General features: G+C 75.3%; 11 protein-coding genes and 1 riboswitch. Of the genes, 4 read left to right on the forward strand and 7 right to left on the reverse strand.

Annotated elements, in window-relative coordinates; all coding sequences use genetic code 11:
* Window positions 1–16 precede the first annotated feature (16 nt).
* Genes NLX85_RS10925 through NLX85_RS10945 form a run of 5 tightly spaced genes read right to left on the reverse strand, consistent with a single transcriptional unit; the run spans window position 17 to window position 5,494 of the window.
* Window positions 17–769 (reverse strand): ATP/GTP-binding protein, encoded by a 753-nt coding sequence (locus NLX85_RS10925; protein ID WP_254334228.1) that lies wholly within the window; start codon window positions 767–769, stop codon window positions 17–19.
* On the reverse strand, window positions 747–1,190 hold the full coding sequence (locus NLX85_RS10930; RefSeq protein ID WP_254334230.1) for a DUF742 domain-containing protein: 444 nt from the start codon (window positions 1,188–1,190) through the stop codon (window positions 747–749). The genes NLX85_RS10925 and NLX85_RS10930 overlap by 23 nt, the downstream gene beginning before the upstream one ends.
* Entirely contained in the window at window positions 1,187–1,651 is a 465-nt protein-coding gene (locus NLX85_RS10935; protein WP_091317354.1) for a roadblock/LC7 domain-containing protein, read from the reverse strand. The genes NLX85_RS10930 and NLX85_RS10935 overlap by 4 nt, the downstream gene beginning before the upstream one ends.
* Window positions 1,648–4,338 carry a nitrate- and nitrite sensing domain-containing protein gene (locus tag NLX85_RS10940; RefSeq protein WP_254334232.1) on the reverse strand — a complete coding sequence of 897 codons (2,691 nt, stop codon included), beginning with the start codon at window positions 4,336–4,338 and terminating at the stop codon, window positions 1,648–1,650. The genes NLX85_RS10935 and NLX85_RS10940 overlap by 4 nt, the downstream gene beginning before the upstream one ends.
* Window positions 4,325–5,494 carry a hypothetical protein gene (locus NLX85_RS10945; RefSeq protein WP_254334234.1) on the reverse strand — a complete coding sequence of 390 codons (1,170 nt, stop codon included), beginning with the start codon at window positions 5,492–5,494 and terminating at the stop codon, window positions 4,325–4,327. The genes NLX85_RS10940 and NLX85_RS10945 overlap by 14 nt, the downstream gene beginning before the upstream one ends.
* Before the next feature lie 376 nt (window positions 5,495–5,870).
* Between NLX85_RS10945 and NLX85_RS10950 the strand changes: the two genes are divergently transcribed.
* The 3 genes from NLX85_RS10950 (at window position 5,871) to NLX85_RS10960 (ending at window position 10,182) form a co-directional block, all read left to right on the forward strand.
* On the forward strand, window positions 5,871–8,741 hold the full coding sequence (locus NLX85_RS10950; RefSeq protein WP_254334236.1) for an alpha/beta fold hydrolase: 2,871 nt from the start codon (window positions 5,871–5,873) through the stop codon (window positions 8,739–8,741).
* On the forward strand, window positions 8,741–9,619 hold the full coding sequence (locus NLX85_RS10955) for an ABC transporter permease (RefSeq protein ID WP_254334238.1): 879 nt from the start codon (window positions 8,741–8,743) through the stop codon (window positions 9,617–9,619). The genes NLX85_RS10950 and NLX85_RS10955 overlap by 1 nt, the downstream gene beginning before the upstream one ends.
* Before the next feature lie 119 nt (window positions 9,620–9,738).
* Entirely contained in the window at window positions 9,739–10,182 is a 444-nt protein-coding gene (locus NLX85_RS10960; protein ID WP_254334239.1) for a DoxX family protein, read from the forward strand.
* 78 nt (window positions 10,183–10,260) lie between these two features.
* Here the strand turns inward: NLX85_RS10960 and NLX85_RS10965 are convergent, their stop codons facing one another.
* Together NLX85_RS10965 and NLX85_RS10970 are read right to left on the reverse strand one after the other, a co-directional pair.
* Window positions 10,261–10,896: a DUF4232 domain-containing protein gene (locus tag NLX85_RS10965; RefSeq protein WP_254334241.1), complete on the reverse strand. Its 636-nt coding sequence runs from the start codon at window positions 10,894–10,896 to the stop codon at window positions 10,261–10,263.
* 47 nt (window positions 10,897–10,943) lie between these two features.
* Entirely contained in the window at window positions 10,944–11,249 is a 306-nt protein-coding gene (locus NLX85_RS10970) for a helix-turn-helix transcriptional regulator (RefSeq protein WP_254334243.1), read from the reverse strand.
* 90 nt (window positions 11,250–11,339) lie between these two features.
* Here NLX85_RS10970 and NLX85_RS10975 point away from each other — a divergent pair, with 90 nt between their 5' ends.
* Complete coding sequence (locus NLX85_RS10975) at window positions 11,340–12,305, forward strand: DMT family transporter (RefSeq protein WP_254334245.1); 966 nt, start codon at window positions 11,340–11,342, stop codon at window positions 12,303–12,305.
* Between the two features lie 92 nt (window positions 12,306–12,397).
* Window positions 12,398–12,530, forward strand: a riboswitch (SAM riboswitch).
* Window positions 12,531–12,532 lie beyond the last annotated feature (2 nt).

A 12,532-nucleotide genomic window follows, 5' to 3' on the forward strand; every position in this document is an offset into this window, starting at 1 on the left:
GGAACCGAAGGCCGGTTCAGGCCCCCTTCTCCCGGGTCGCCCGGTCCAGCGCCCGGTCCAGGACGACCAGCAGCGCGTCCCGTACGGAGAGCCGGTCCCGGGCGTCGAACTGCACCAGCGGCACGTGCTCGCCGATCGCCAGCGCCCAGCGGACCGAGGGCAGGTCGAGGGCCAGCCGGCCGTCGAAGGCGTTCACCCCCACGGCGAACGGCAGCCCGGCCCGCTCGAAGTAGTCGATCGCCGGGTAGCAGTCGTCGATCCGCGCGCTGTCCACCACCACGAGCGCGCCGAGCGCGCCCCGGGCCAGGTCGTCCCACATGAACCCGAAGCGGGCCTGCCCGGGCGTGCCGAAGAGGTAGAGCTTGAGGCTGCGGTCGATGGTGACGCAGCCGAAGTCCATGGCCACCGTGGTGGTGGTCTTCTCCGTGACCGCGCCCGGGTCGTCGACGCCGATCCCGGCGCTGGTCATCTCCGCCTCGGTGGTCAGCGGGGCGATCTCGGAGATGGCGCCCACCGTGGTGGTCTTGCCCACCCCGAAGCCGCCGGCGATGAGGATCTTCACGGGGATCGGCGGGCGCGGCGCGGGCACCCGGGCCACGGTCGGGGCGGTCGCCCCGGCCGGCCGGTACGGCGGCGGCGCGGCCGGCGCGGCGGCCCGCCCGGTCGGCGGCCCGGGCGTGGCGGGGGCGCCGTACCGGACGGCGGCGCTGTTCGCGACCGGCCCGCCCGCGGCGGCGGCCGGCCATTCAGGAGATCGCACGGAGTCCATCAATCACTCGCAGGATGAGGTCGGGGTCGAGGGCGTCGTCGGCGTCCCCGAGGTGCACGTCGAGGTGACCGGCGGCGCGGAGGTCGCCGACCAGGACCCGGGTCACGCCGAAGTGCATCCGCGTGCGGGCGGAGATCTCCGCGACCGAGATCGGTTCGGCGCTCAGCGCCACGATCGTCGCCAGTTCGGCGGGCAGCCGGCCGATCACCGCCCAGGAGCCGCTCTCCGGCCGGGCGGTCACCTGGGTCTCCAGGCCGATCGCCGGATCGCCGTCCACCCGGCCGGCGGTGAGCACGAACGGACGCGGTCCGGTCGGCTCCCCGTCGCCCGCGTCCGGCCCGGGGGCGGGTGCGCGCAGGAAGGGCCGGATCCGAGTGCCGGGTTCCGGCTCCGGGTCCTCGCCGGCCGCCTCCGGGGTCATTGCTGGACGGCGTTCTTCAGCTCGGCGATCAGCCGCGGGCTCAGGGCGCCGCCGGCCCGGCCGGCGAAGAGCGTCATCTCGTATGCCACGGTGCCCAGGTTGGCCGAGCGGTCGGCGACCACGCCGAGCACCGAGCCACTGCTGATCGCGCTGATCAGCAGGTAGCCCTCGGCCATGTCCACGATCACCCGGTTCAACCCGCCGAGCGCGTACCAGCTCGCGGCGCCACCGGCGAGGCTGGTCATGCCGGACACGACGGCGGCGAGCCGCTCCGCGTTGGACCGGTCCTTGATGGCGGACATGGCCATCAGCAGCCCGTCCGAGGAGACCGCGATCGCCTCCATCACCCCCGCGGTGCTGGAGGTGAACGAGTCGAGCAGCCAGTTGAAGGTGCGCGCCTCGGGGCTGAGGCCGCCGGCGGCGCTCTGGTCGGTGCTGTCGTGCAGGAAGGGGCTGGTCACCGTGATGGGTCCTCTTCGTAGCGGCGGTCGGGACTGACTTCGCGCAGAGCACGGGCGACGCCCGCCTCGAACTCGGTGATGAGGTTGCGGACCTCGGCCGGGTCACCGGGGTGGGAACTGGCGGGCGGGGCGGTCCGCACCGGGGTCACGGCCAGGTTCGCCCCGGGCACCCGCTGGCTGAGCGGGGGCCGGCCCGGCGTGGCAGCGGCGGGGGCGGCGTCGTGCTCGGCCCGGCGCACCCCGTCCTGGAACGCCTCGACGAGCGCCCGGACCGTGGCCGGGTCGGCGGGGGCGTCGGCCACCAGCCCGGCTGCCGGGGCGGCGGCCGGCAGGTTCGCCCCGGGCACCCGTTGCCGGATCAGCGGCCGTACGGCGTCCGGCCGGGCGGCCGGAGGTGCGGGGGTCGGGCCGGTCGCCGGCCCGCCGGTCGGGGGTGCGGGCGTGGGGCCGGTCGTCGGGAGGCCGGTCGTCGGCCCGGCGGCCGGGGGAGCGGCCGGTGCCGGGCCGACGACCGGTGTCGGCGGGGCGGGGGTGCCGGGACGGGGTGCGGCCGGCGCCGGGGTGGCGGGCGCCACGGCGGGCGGCCAGGCGGGCGGCGGCCCGCCGGTGGGGACGCCGGCTGGTGCGACCGGCCCGGCTGGTGCGACCGGCCCGGCCGGGTTGCCGAAGGCGTTCCACGAGGCCCCGGTCTCGATGCTGCGGGTGGCCCGGCTCAGCAGCGCCGCGTCGAACCCGACCAGCTCGTCGGCCACCGGGGGCCGGGCCGGCTCCGGCAGCGCCCGGCGCTCCCGGGGCGGCACGGTGGCCCGCGCCACGGTCGCGCCGGCCCGCTCGGGACGGCGGATCACCAGCAGGGCGGCCGGGACGTCCAGGTGGGCGGTCACCCCGCCGCCGGCCGTCGCGGCCAGCCGGACCGTCCAGCCGTGCCGGCGGGCCAGCCGGCCCACCACGAAGAGCCCGAGCACCTCGGTCGGCGCCAGGTCGAGCCGCTCCCGGCGGGTGAGCCGGGCGTTCTCCTCGGCGAGGCGCTCCTCGGTCATGCCGATGCCCCGGTCCACCACGGTGAGCCGGGCGCCGCCGTCGGTCTGCTCGGCGGCCACCAGCACCCGGGTGTGCGGCGGGGAGAAGGCGGTCGCGTTCTCCATGAGCTCGGCCAGCGCGAGCACCAGGTCGCCGGCGGTCGCCGGCGCCGCCGCGACCCCGGGCGGGACCTGCACGTCCACCCGGGTGTAGTCCTCGATCTCGCCGAGCGCGAGCCGGACCAGGTCGGCCAGCGGGACCGGCGCGACGTGCCCGTCCGTGCCGGTGGAGCCGGAGAGCACCACCAGGCTGCCGGCGTTGCGGCGCAGCCGGCTGGAGATGTGGTCGAGGCGGTACAGGTGCTCCAGCCGGCCCGGGTCGGTCTCCTGCCGTTCCAGCCGGTCGATCAGGGCGATCTGCCGGCCGACCAGGTTCTGCGTACGCCGGCCGACGTGGCCGAACATCTGCGCCACGTTGCGCCGGCCGGCGACCTGCCGTTCGACCAGCCGGGCGGCGGTGTGCTGCACCCGCTCGAACGCCCGGGCCAGGTCGCCGATCTCGTCGCGCCGCTCCGCCCCGACGTCCACCGGGTCGAGGCGTACCGGCGGGACGCTCTCCGCCTCGTCGTCGACCACCCGGGTCAGCTCGGCCTCGGCGACCCGGGCGACCCGGTCGGCCGAGCGGGTGAGCCGGGTCAGCGGCCGCGCCACGGTCCTCGCCACCGCCATGCTGAGCAGCACCACGCTCAGCAGGACGAGGGCGGCCGCCCCGCCGACCAGCCAGGCGGCGGCGAGCGCGTCCCGCTGCTCGTCGCGGGTCTCGGCGATGACGTCGGCGACGATCTTCTTCTCCACGAACTGGCCGAGGGTGATCATCGACCGGACCGAGGGGAAGAGCGCGTCCAGCGGCACCGCGGCGATCGCCGCCACCGGGTCCTTGACGCTGTCGACCAGGAAGGTGGGGCTGGTCCGGGCGGCCACGGCGGCGTCGTCCAGCATGGCGAGCCGGTACTGCTCCGGCGTGATCAGCTTGCGGAACCGCTGGTTGTCCACCTGGAGCGCGGCCATGCAGGCGATGTACGAGCCGGCCACCTTCGGGTCGCCCGTCGCCTTGACCAGCACGATCAGCGTGGCGCAGGCCCCCAGGCCCTCGTCGGCACGGAGCAGCGCGTCCAGCGCCAGCACCTGCCGCCCGGCCGAGGTGCCGGTGTCCACCTGGAACGGCAGCCGCAGCGCCTCGATCAGCGCCATGTCGACGGCGCGGAACGCGGTCATGATCTCGTCCGGGGTGGCCTTCCCGGCCAGCACGGCGGTACGCAGGTCGGCCAGCGTGCGTACCCCGTCGAGGGCCGACCGGACCGGCGGCGGCAGCGGCTCGGCCCGCAGGTCGGCGACCCGGTCGTCCACCGTGGCGGACTTCTGGATGAGCTCGGTGCGGGTCACCCGGCCGAGCAGCGACCCCACGGAGAGCAGCCGTTCCTGTTGGAGGTCCTGCACGAGGCTGCCGATCCGGCTGGCCACCCGGACGGTGTCGGCGGTGTCCACGGCCCGCTGGGCGGCGGCGATCCGGTCGAGGACCACCGGCACGGCCAGCCCGACCATGCTGAGCAGCGGGATGATCACCAGCAGGGCGAGCCTGCCCCGGATCCGGAGCCTACCGAGCAGCATCGAACGGCCTCCACCGCTCGGCTGCGCCCGTGCCGACCGGCTGGAGTTCGCCGCCCGCCGTGGCCGTCCGCGGGTCCGGACGGGACGCCGCCGGCGGCGGGGCGGTTCCGGCGGGCTCGCGCTCCGCCTCGGCGAGCCGGCGGCGGGCCCGCCGCAGCGCGGCGAGCAGCACCCCGGCCAGCACGGCGAGCAGCACGGCGGCCACCGCGACGGCGCCGCGGGCGAGCCAGCGGTCGCGGTCGAGCCGGTCGAGCCGCTCCGCCAGCAGCGCGTCGAGCTGGTCGAGGATGACCTGCCGCAGCTGGGTGGCGGCCGACTGCGCGACGCGCCGGGCGGCGCCCAGCTGGACCGGGTCGGGCCCGGTGGCCCCGGCCGGCGCCGAGAACGCGGCCAGCGCCTCCACCGAGCGCTGGTAGGTGTCCAGCGGGGTGAGCACGGTGGGGCCGAGGTCGGTGCTCTCCGAGCTGTCCACGGCGGCCCGCAGGTCGTCCACCAGGTCGGTGGCCGGCCCGAGCGCGGCCACCCGGAGTTCGGCCAGCTCGGCGACGGTCCTCGGGCGGTCCGCCGCGGGGCGGCCCGGAGCGAGGGTGGCCAGGTCGGCGAGGCGGCCGGCGGCGACCATGGCCGCGGGCAGGTCCGCGCCGACCGCGTCCTGGACGAAGAACGAGTCGGACCGCGGGTCGCGGACCAGTCCGGATGCCTCCCGGACCTTCCGGTGCAGGGCGAGAAGCAGGTCGCTGACCTCGGCGTACGCCTGGAAGGCCGCGTGCGGGTCGTCCAGCGCGCGGTCCGGCAGCGCCTCCAGCTTGGCCCGTACCCCCGCCCAGCGTTCCCGGGTGCGGAGCTGGTCGCCGACCTCGCTGTCCACCTGCGTCGCCCGCTCGACGGCGGCGGTGAGTGCCGCCCGGGTGACCGGCCGGCCGGCGATCGCCGTGCTCTGCGCGTCGGTCAGCGCGTCGGTGACCGGTCCGAGCGCGCGCAGGTAGCGGACGCCGAGGCGTTCCCGGGCGGCCAGGTCGCGGTCGGCGCCGGTGTGCCGGTCGGTCTGGACGAAGAGGAACCCCAGCGGGGCCAGCAGCGCCAGCACCAGCAGCAGGGGCAGGGCGCGCCCCGGTACGGCGGGCCGTCGGCGGACCCGCGGCGCGGGGACGGTCATGGTCGGTCTCCTCCGGCGACGGCGGGGGACGTTCCGGAGCCGGGAGGTCGCCGTACGCAGTCCCGTGCACCGGACCGGAAAAGTAGTCGAACCGGGCGCGGGTGTGACCGTGGTCGCCGAGTCGGCTTCACGTCACTTCGAGTCACGTCACGTCCGGTTGACCTTGCGGCTACGCAGTGTCCGAGATGACCGGAAGGAAGGTGGGATCGGCACCGATTTGCGGGTGTAGATGTGATTCCACGGAATCCGAATTCATCTCGCTGGGACGCTCTGGACCTTCCACGGTCGACGGAACCCGGACAACGAACGGCGCAGCCGGACGGACGTACGGCGGATCTCAGGGAACGCTCAGCCGGTGGCCCGTACCGTGTGCCGCATGAGATCACCGCTGCCCGTCGCGCGGATCCGGCGCGCCCTGGCCAGCCGTACCCGCCGGGTCGTCGCCGCGGTGGTGGTGGTCGTCCTGGTCGCCGCCGCCCTCGTCTGGGCGGCCCGCCCGCAGCGCCCCGACTTCCGGACCGAGTCGGCACTGGTGACCGTGCGCTCCGGACCGGCCGGCGACCAGCCGGTCGACCTGGACACCACGCTCTACCTGCCGGGCGACGCGTCGGCCCGGCATCGGGTCCCGGCGGTGCTGCTGGCGCACGGCTTCGGCGGCACCAAGGAGTCGGTCCGCTCCGACGCGGAGGACCTGGTCTCCCGGGGCTACGCGGTGCTCACCTGGACCGCCCGCGGGTTCGGCCGCAGCGGCGGCGAGATCCACCTGGACAGCCCCGACTACGAGGTGCGGGACGCCCAGCGGCTGCTCGACCGGCTCGCCGCCCGCCCGGACATCCGCCTCGACGCTTCCGGGGACCCCCGGGTCGGCGTGGTCGGCGGCTCGTACGGCGGCGGCCTGGCCCTGCTGCTGGCCGCGCAGGACCGCCGGGTCGACGCGATCGTCCCGATGATCACCTGGCACGACCTGTCCCGCGCCTTCCTGCCGGAGAGCACCGGCAAGGCGCCCACCGAGGGCGTCTTCAAGAAGGGCTGGGCCGGCATCTTCTTCGGCGGTGGCGGCAACGCCGGCTCCGGCCCGGCCGGGCTGGCCGGCACCGGCGCGGCCCAGCCGGAGGGCGCCCCGGCGTCGGCCGGCGCGCCCAGCCCGCAGCCCGGCGCGGGGCCGGGCACCGGCTCCGGTCGCGTCCCGGCCGGCGCCGCCGACCCGTCCTGCGGCCGGTTCGCCGCCGACGTCTGCGCCGCGTACCTGCGGATCGCCACCACCGGGCGGGCCGACGCCCAGGCGGTCGACCTGCTGCGCCGCTCCTCCCCGGCCGGGGTGCTCGACCGGATCAAGGCACCCACCCTGCTGGTGCAGGGCGAGGCGGACACCCTCTTCCCGCTCACCGAGGCGGACGCCAACGCCCGGGGCATCGCCGCCGCCGGCACCCCGGTGCGGGTCGCCTGGTTCACCGGCGGCCACGACGGCGGCGCCGGCCCGACCTCCGACTCCGACCGGGTGAAGTTCCTGACCGCGCAGTGGCTCGACCACTACGTCAAGGGTGACGGGGAGGCGCCCGGCGACAGCTTCACCTTCTCCCGCATCGCCGGGTTCGACGCGCTCGACCGGGGCCTGGTGGCCACCGGCTTCCGCACCGCCGACTATCCGGGCGTGACCGGGCAGGACCGCCGTGAGGTGATGCTGGCCGGGCCGGCCCAGCCGGTCGCCAACCCGCCCAACGGCAACCCGGCGGCGATCTCGTCGGTGCCGTTCGCCGGTGCGCTCGGCTCGTTGCTGGACGGGGTGGCCGGCGACATCCCCGGCCAGCACGCCCGGTTCCAGTCCGCGCCGCTGGCCGACCCGGTCGACGTGGTGGGCGCGCCGACCGTGCGGATCCGGGCCGCCTCCGCCACCGGCGAGGCGGTGCTCTTCGTGAAGCTCTACGACGTCGACCCGCAGGGCGCGGCCACGCTGCCGGACGGACTGGTCGCGCCGGTCCGGCTGACCGGCCTGCCGCGGACCGTCGAGGCGGCCCAGCCGGTCACCGTCACCCTGCCGGCGATCGTCCGCCGGATCGAGGCCGGGCACCGACTGCGGGTCGTGGTGGCCACCTCCGACCAGGCGTACGCCACCCCGGCCGAGCCGGCCGTGCACACCGTGGCGCTCGGCGACGGCCCGCTGGTGCTGCCCACGGTCGACGCCTCGCCCATCCCCACCACCGCCACGGTCTGGCGCTGGGTGCTGGTCGGCCTGCTCGCCGCGATCGCGGTCGGGCTCGTCGTGGCCGTCCTGGTCGCCCGCCGCCGGCACCGCCGCCAGGACAGCTCGGTCCACCCGGCGTACGCGGGCGTGCCGCTCGCCGTCCGCAACCTGCGCAAGGAGTACGCGGACGGCTTCGTGGCCGTCTCCGACGTGGACTTCGAGGTGCACCCCGGCCAGGTGGTCGGTCTGCTCGGGCCGAACGGCGCCGGCAAGACCACCACGCTGCGGGTGCTCATGGGGCTGACCCAGCCCACCGCCGGCGAGATCCACGTGTTCGGGCACCGGCTGGTGCCCGGCTCGCCGGTGCTCTCCCGGATCGGCGCGCTGGTCGAGGGGCCGGGCTTCCTGCCGCACCTGTCCGGGCTGGAGAACCTGCGGGCGTACTGGCGGGCCACCGGCCGGCCGTGGGCGGACGCCCACTTCGACGAGGCGCTGGAGATCGCCGGGTTGGGCGACTCGGTGCACCGGCGGACGAAGAACTACAGCCACGGCATGCGCCAGCGGCTGGCCATCGCGCAGGCCATGCTGGGCCTGCCCGAACTGCTGGTGCTCGACGAGCCGACGGACGGGCTGGACCCGCCGCAGATCGCCGAGATGCGTCGGGTGCTCCAGCGCTACGCCACCGACGGCCGGGCGGTGCTGGTCTCCAGCCACCTGCTCGCCGAGGTGGAGCAGACGTGCACCCACGCCGTGGTGGTGAACAAGGGGCGGATCGTGGCGTCCGGCCCGGTCGAGGAGATTGTCGGCGAGTCGCCGAGCGTGCTGTTCGACGTGAGCGACCCGGACGCGGCCCGCACCGTGCTCGACCGGTTGGCCGGCGTGCGGGTGCTGCCCGACGGCGACGGCGCGCTGGTGGTGGACACCAACGGCACCGCCCGCAGCGAGGTGGTGGCGGAACTGGTCCGGGCCGGCATCGGGGTGGACCGGGTGGTGCCCCGGCGCCGCCTGGAGGACGCGTTCCTCGCCCTGGTGGGCGAGAACTCTCGGGGAAGCGGGGACCGGTGATGGCGCAGTCGTCTTCCGTGGGGCCGGTCGGGGCGGCGACCGGTTACCGGCCGTCGGGCACCCTGCCGTTCCTGGCGGAGTTCCGCCGGCAGGCGTCGCGGCGCCGTACCCAGCTGGCGCTGGGCTTCATGGCGCTGCTGCCGCTGATCATCCTGGTCGCGTTCCAGTTCGACTCGGGCGGCGACGACCGGAACGGGCGGAACGAGTTCGCCAGCCTGGTCGACCTGGCCACCTCGGGCGGGCTGAACTTCACCCTCTTCTCGATCTTCGTGTCGTCGTCCTTCCTGCTGGTCGTCGTGGTGGCCCTGTTCTGCGGTGACACGGTGGCCAGCGAGGCGAGCTGGGGCAGCCTGCGCTACCTGCTGGCCATCCCGGTGCCCCGGGCCCGGCTGCTCACGGTGAAGCTGGTGGTGGCGCTGGCGTACTCGGCGCTGGCGCTGGTGCTGCTCGCCGGGACCGCGCTGCTCGCCGGCACCCTGCGGTACGGCTGGTCCCCGCTGCGCAGCCAGGTCTCCGCCGAGCTGGCGCCGGCCGACGGGCTGGTCCGCCTGCTCGCCGTGCTCGGGTACCTGGCGGTCGTCCTGCTCGTGGTGGCCGGCCTCGCGTTCCTGCTCTCGGTGACCACGGACGCCGCGCTGGGCGCGGTCGGCGGGGCGGTGCTGCTCTGGATCCTCTCCAGCATCCTCGACCAGATCACCGCGCTGGGCGCCCTGCGCGCGTTCCTGCCCACCCACTTCAGCAGCGCCTGGCTGGGACTGCTGTCCACCCCGGTGCAGACCGACGACGTGGTACGCGGCGCCATCTCGGCGATCGCCTACGCCACGCTCTTCTGGGGCCTGGCCTTCTGGCGGTTCACCCGCAAGGACGTCACGAGCTGACGCCCGGACGGTAGGATGGGAGCGTTCCCAAAAAGTCTTCCCAACCATAAGGAATCAGTAACGGTCGATGCGTCGATGCCTCATGCTGGGGATATCCATCCCTATCTATGGAGGTTCCGATGGTCCCGGCACGACTGCACGGCCCCGTGCTCTCCCTGTTCCGCATGGTCACCGGCCTGCTCTTCCTCTGCCACGGCGCGGCGTCCCTCTTCGGCGTCCTGGGCGGCAACCCGATGACCGGCAGGGCGGTACCGGTCGGCGAGTGGCCGGGCTGGTGGGCCGCGCTGATCCAGCTCGTCTGCGGCGCGTTGGTGCTCGTCGGCCTGTTCACCCGGCCCGCGGCGCTGCTCGCCTCCGGCTCGATGGCGTACGCGTACTTCGTGGTGCACCAGCCGGACGGCCCGCTGCCGCTGCGCAACGGCGGCGAGCCGGCCGCGCTCTTCTGCTGGTCGTTCCTGCTCGTCGCGGTGCTCGGCCCGGGCACCTGGGCCCTGGACACCCTGCTCTCCCGACCTCGCGGAGTGGTCACCGAGCCCGCCGCCCGTCCCTCGGTCCCGGCCTGACCGGACACGCCCCGAGATCTTGGTAGGAAGTGGCCCCTCCGGGGGCCGTTTGCTACCAAGATCTCGATGGGGCTGAGCTCAGAGACGGCTGTCGGGGGTTGGTGCCGTCGAGGGTGGGCCGCTCGGGGCCGGTGGATTCGTCGAAGACGTTCCGTTGTAGCGCTTCCAGGCGCTCACTCCTAGGCGGCCGGTGTTGCCGAGGTCGATCGGCCCGTCCAGTTCGACCGGGTAGCTCGGCCGGCCCGGTAGCGGGGCGACGTCGAGATACGCCCCGTTGCTGGCCACCACCGTGGCGTCGGTGACGAGGTTGCGCCAGAGCAGCGCGGCGCTGGCCCGCTCGCCGGGGTGCAGGACGATCCGGGCGGGCGGCTGGTCGAAGCCGGACGTGATCGGGCGTGCGCCGGGGATGACCGTCACCTTCAGCGGGTCCCGGTCGGCGTCCCGGAGGCTCGGGGCCGGGTAACCGCGCAGGACGTACGGCCGGTCGCCGCAGTTGACCAGCTCCAAGCCCATGGCCCGCAGGCCCATGGCGGCGTCCACCCCGAGTTCGGTGATGCGGATTCCCTCCGGCGAGCAGGCCGGCGGGGGCGGTGCGGTGCTGGCGGCCGGGGTCGGCGGGGCCGGTTCACTCGCGCGGTCGGGCGCCGGCGTGGGGGCGCACCCGGCCAGCACCACCATGCTCGCCAGCGCTCCGATCCGTGCCGCCGTCCTCACCAGGCGATCATGGCAGCTCTCCGCCGCGCCGCGGCACCCGGCCGGGATCAGGCGCGGGCGGGTGCGGTGAGGACCGCGTCGAGCAGGCCCGGGTAGAGGCGGTCCAGCTCGTCGCGGCGCAGCCGCACGTAGCGGCTGGTCCCGGCGACCCGGGTGCGGGTCAGGCCGGCCTCGCGCAGCACCTTGAGGTGGTGGCTGCGGGTCGCCTTGGAGACGCCGAACTCGAAGGTGCCGCAGGCTCGTTCGCCGCCCTCGGCGAGGGCGCGCACGATCTGCAGCCGGACGTCGTCGGCCAGGGCGGCCAGCACGGCGGTGACCGGCACCTCGCGCAGTTCGGGTTCGTGCAGCTCCATGTGACCAGCGTAACCCATGTTCGACATTCGTCGAACAAGCTCCTAGAGTCGGCGTCGTTGGTTCGACGATACTCGAACATTGGAGCCGCGATGCGTTTCCGTTCGGCCGCCTTCCCGCTCTTCGCCGTGGTGAGCTGGGGCGTCATGTTCCCCGTGCTGGCCAGCGCCCTCACCCGGGTGGACGCGCTCAACCTGACCACCGCCCGGTACCTGCTCGCCACCGCCGTGCTGCTCGCCCTGCTGCTGGCCCGCGAGGGACGGGGCGCCCTCCGGGCGCGGGGGCGGACCACCGAGGTGGTGCTGCTCGGGGTCCTCGGCTTCGCCGGCTTCAACGTGCTGACCAACCTCGCCCTCGGCCACGCCACCCCGCAGCAGATCGCCCTCTTCGCCTCCGGCACCCCGCTCGTCACCCAGCTCGTCCGCTGGGCGCGCGACGGCGTACGCCCCCGGCCGGCGCTGCTCGGCCTCTCCCTGGTCGCCCTGCTCGGCGTCGGACTGGTGATCACCCGGGGCCGGCTCGACGGGCTGGACCAGTTCGGCGTCGGCGCGCTGCTCATGGTCGGCGCGGTGCTCGGCTGGGCCGTCTACACGCACGGCGCGAGCCGGTTCACCGGGTGGTCGCCGCTGCGCTACACCGCCCTGACCTCGGTGGCCGGGCTTCTCGCCATGCTCGCCGTGAGCGCCGTTGCCGACCTCACCGGCCTCCAGCACCTGCCGGCCGCCGCCGACCTCGTCGCGGTCACCCCGCAACTGGCGTACGCCGTGGTGGTCGCCGCCGTCCTCGCCGTGCTGGCCTGGAACACCGGGATCCGGCGGCTCGGTGTGGCCGACGCGGCGCTGTTCATGAACCTCGTCCCGGTCACCACGTTCGCGGTGCAGATCCTGCGCGGCTACCGGCCCGGCGCGGTGGAGCTGGTCGGCGCGGCGCTGACCATCGCCGCCCTGGTGGCCGCGAACCTGGCCGCCCGTACCCGGAAGGCTCCCGCCGCCCCGGCGGCGGTCGCGGTGACCGACCGCGTCGCGGTGATCGAGCCGGTCGCGGTCGTCGCGCGCTGACCGAGAGGGCCGGCGGGGTCGGGGGTTCACAGCGTGGGAACCCGGCTCCGCCGCGCCCCGGCGCCCGCATAGACTCGGCGGCACAACTGCATACCTCATCCAGAGGGGCTGAGGGATACGGCCCGATGACGCCCCGGCAACCACCCGCGCGCTCGACGACGAGCGACGGCGGGCAGGTGCCAATTCCGTCCCCGCCGCACCCGGCGATGCGGGGAAAGATGAGAGGA

It is taken from the genome of Micromonospora sp. A3M-1-15 (assembly GCF_024213425.1).
Lineage (GTDB): Bacteria > Actinomycetota > Actinomycetes > Mycobacteriales > Micromonosporaceae > Micromonospora > Micromonospora chersina.

Excerpts from the sequence above, each read along its gene's own strand:
- NLX85_RS10950 (WP_254334236.1), top strand. The coding sequence starts at position 5,871 with ATGAGATCACCGCTGCCCGTCGCGCGGATCCGGCGCGCCCTGGCCAGC.
- NLX85_RS10975 (WP_254334245.1), top strand. The coding sequence starts at position 11,340 with ATGCGTTTCCGTTCGGCCGCCTTCCCGCTCTTCGCCGTGGTGAGCTGG.
- NLX85_RS10970 (WP_254334243.1), bottom strand. The coding sequence starts at position 11,249 with ATGGAGCTGCACGAACCCGAACTGCGCGAGGTGCCGGTCACCGCCGTG.
- NLX85_RS10960 (WP_254334239.1), top strand. The coding sequence starts at position 9,739 with ATGGTCCCGGCACGACTGCACGGCCCCGTGCTCTCCCTGTTCCGCATG.
- NLX85_RS10955 (WP_254334238.1), top strand. The coding sequence starts at position 8,741 with ATGGCGCAGTCGTCTTCCGTGGGGCCGGTCGGGGCGGCGACCGGTTAC.
- NLX85_RS10925 (WP_254334228.1), bottom strand. The coding sequence starts at position 769 with ATGGACTCCGTGCGATCTCCTGAATGGCCGGCCGCCGCCGCGGGCGGG.
- NLX85_RS10930 (WP_254334230.1), bottom strand. The coding sequence starts at position 1,190 with ATGACCCCGGAGGCGGCCGGCGAGGACCCGGAGCCGGAACCCGGCACT.
- NLX85_RS10940 (WP_254334232.1), bottom strand. The coding sequence starts at position 4,338 with ATGCTGCTCGGTAGGCTCCGGATCCGGGGCAGGCTCGCCCTGCTGGTG.
- NLX85_RS10945 (WP_254334234.1), bottom strand. The coding sequence starts at position 5,494 with ATGACCGTCCCCGCGCCGCGGGTCCGCCGACGGCCCGCCGTACCGGGG.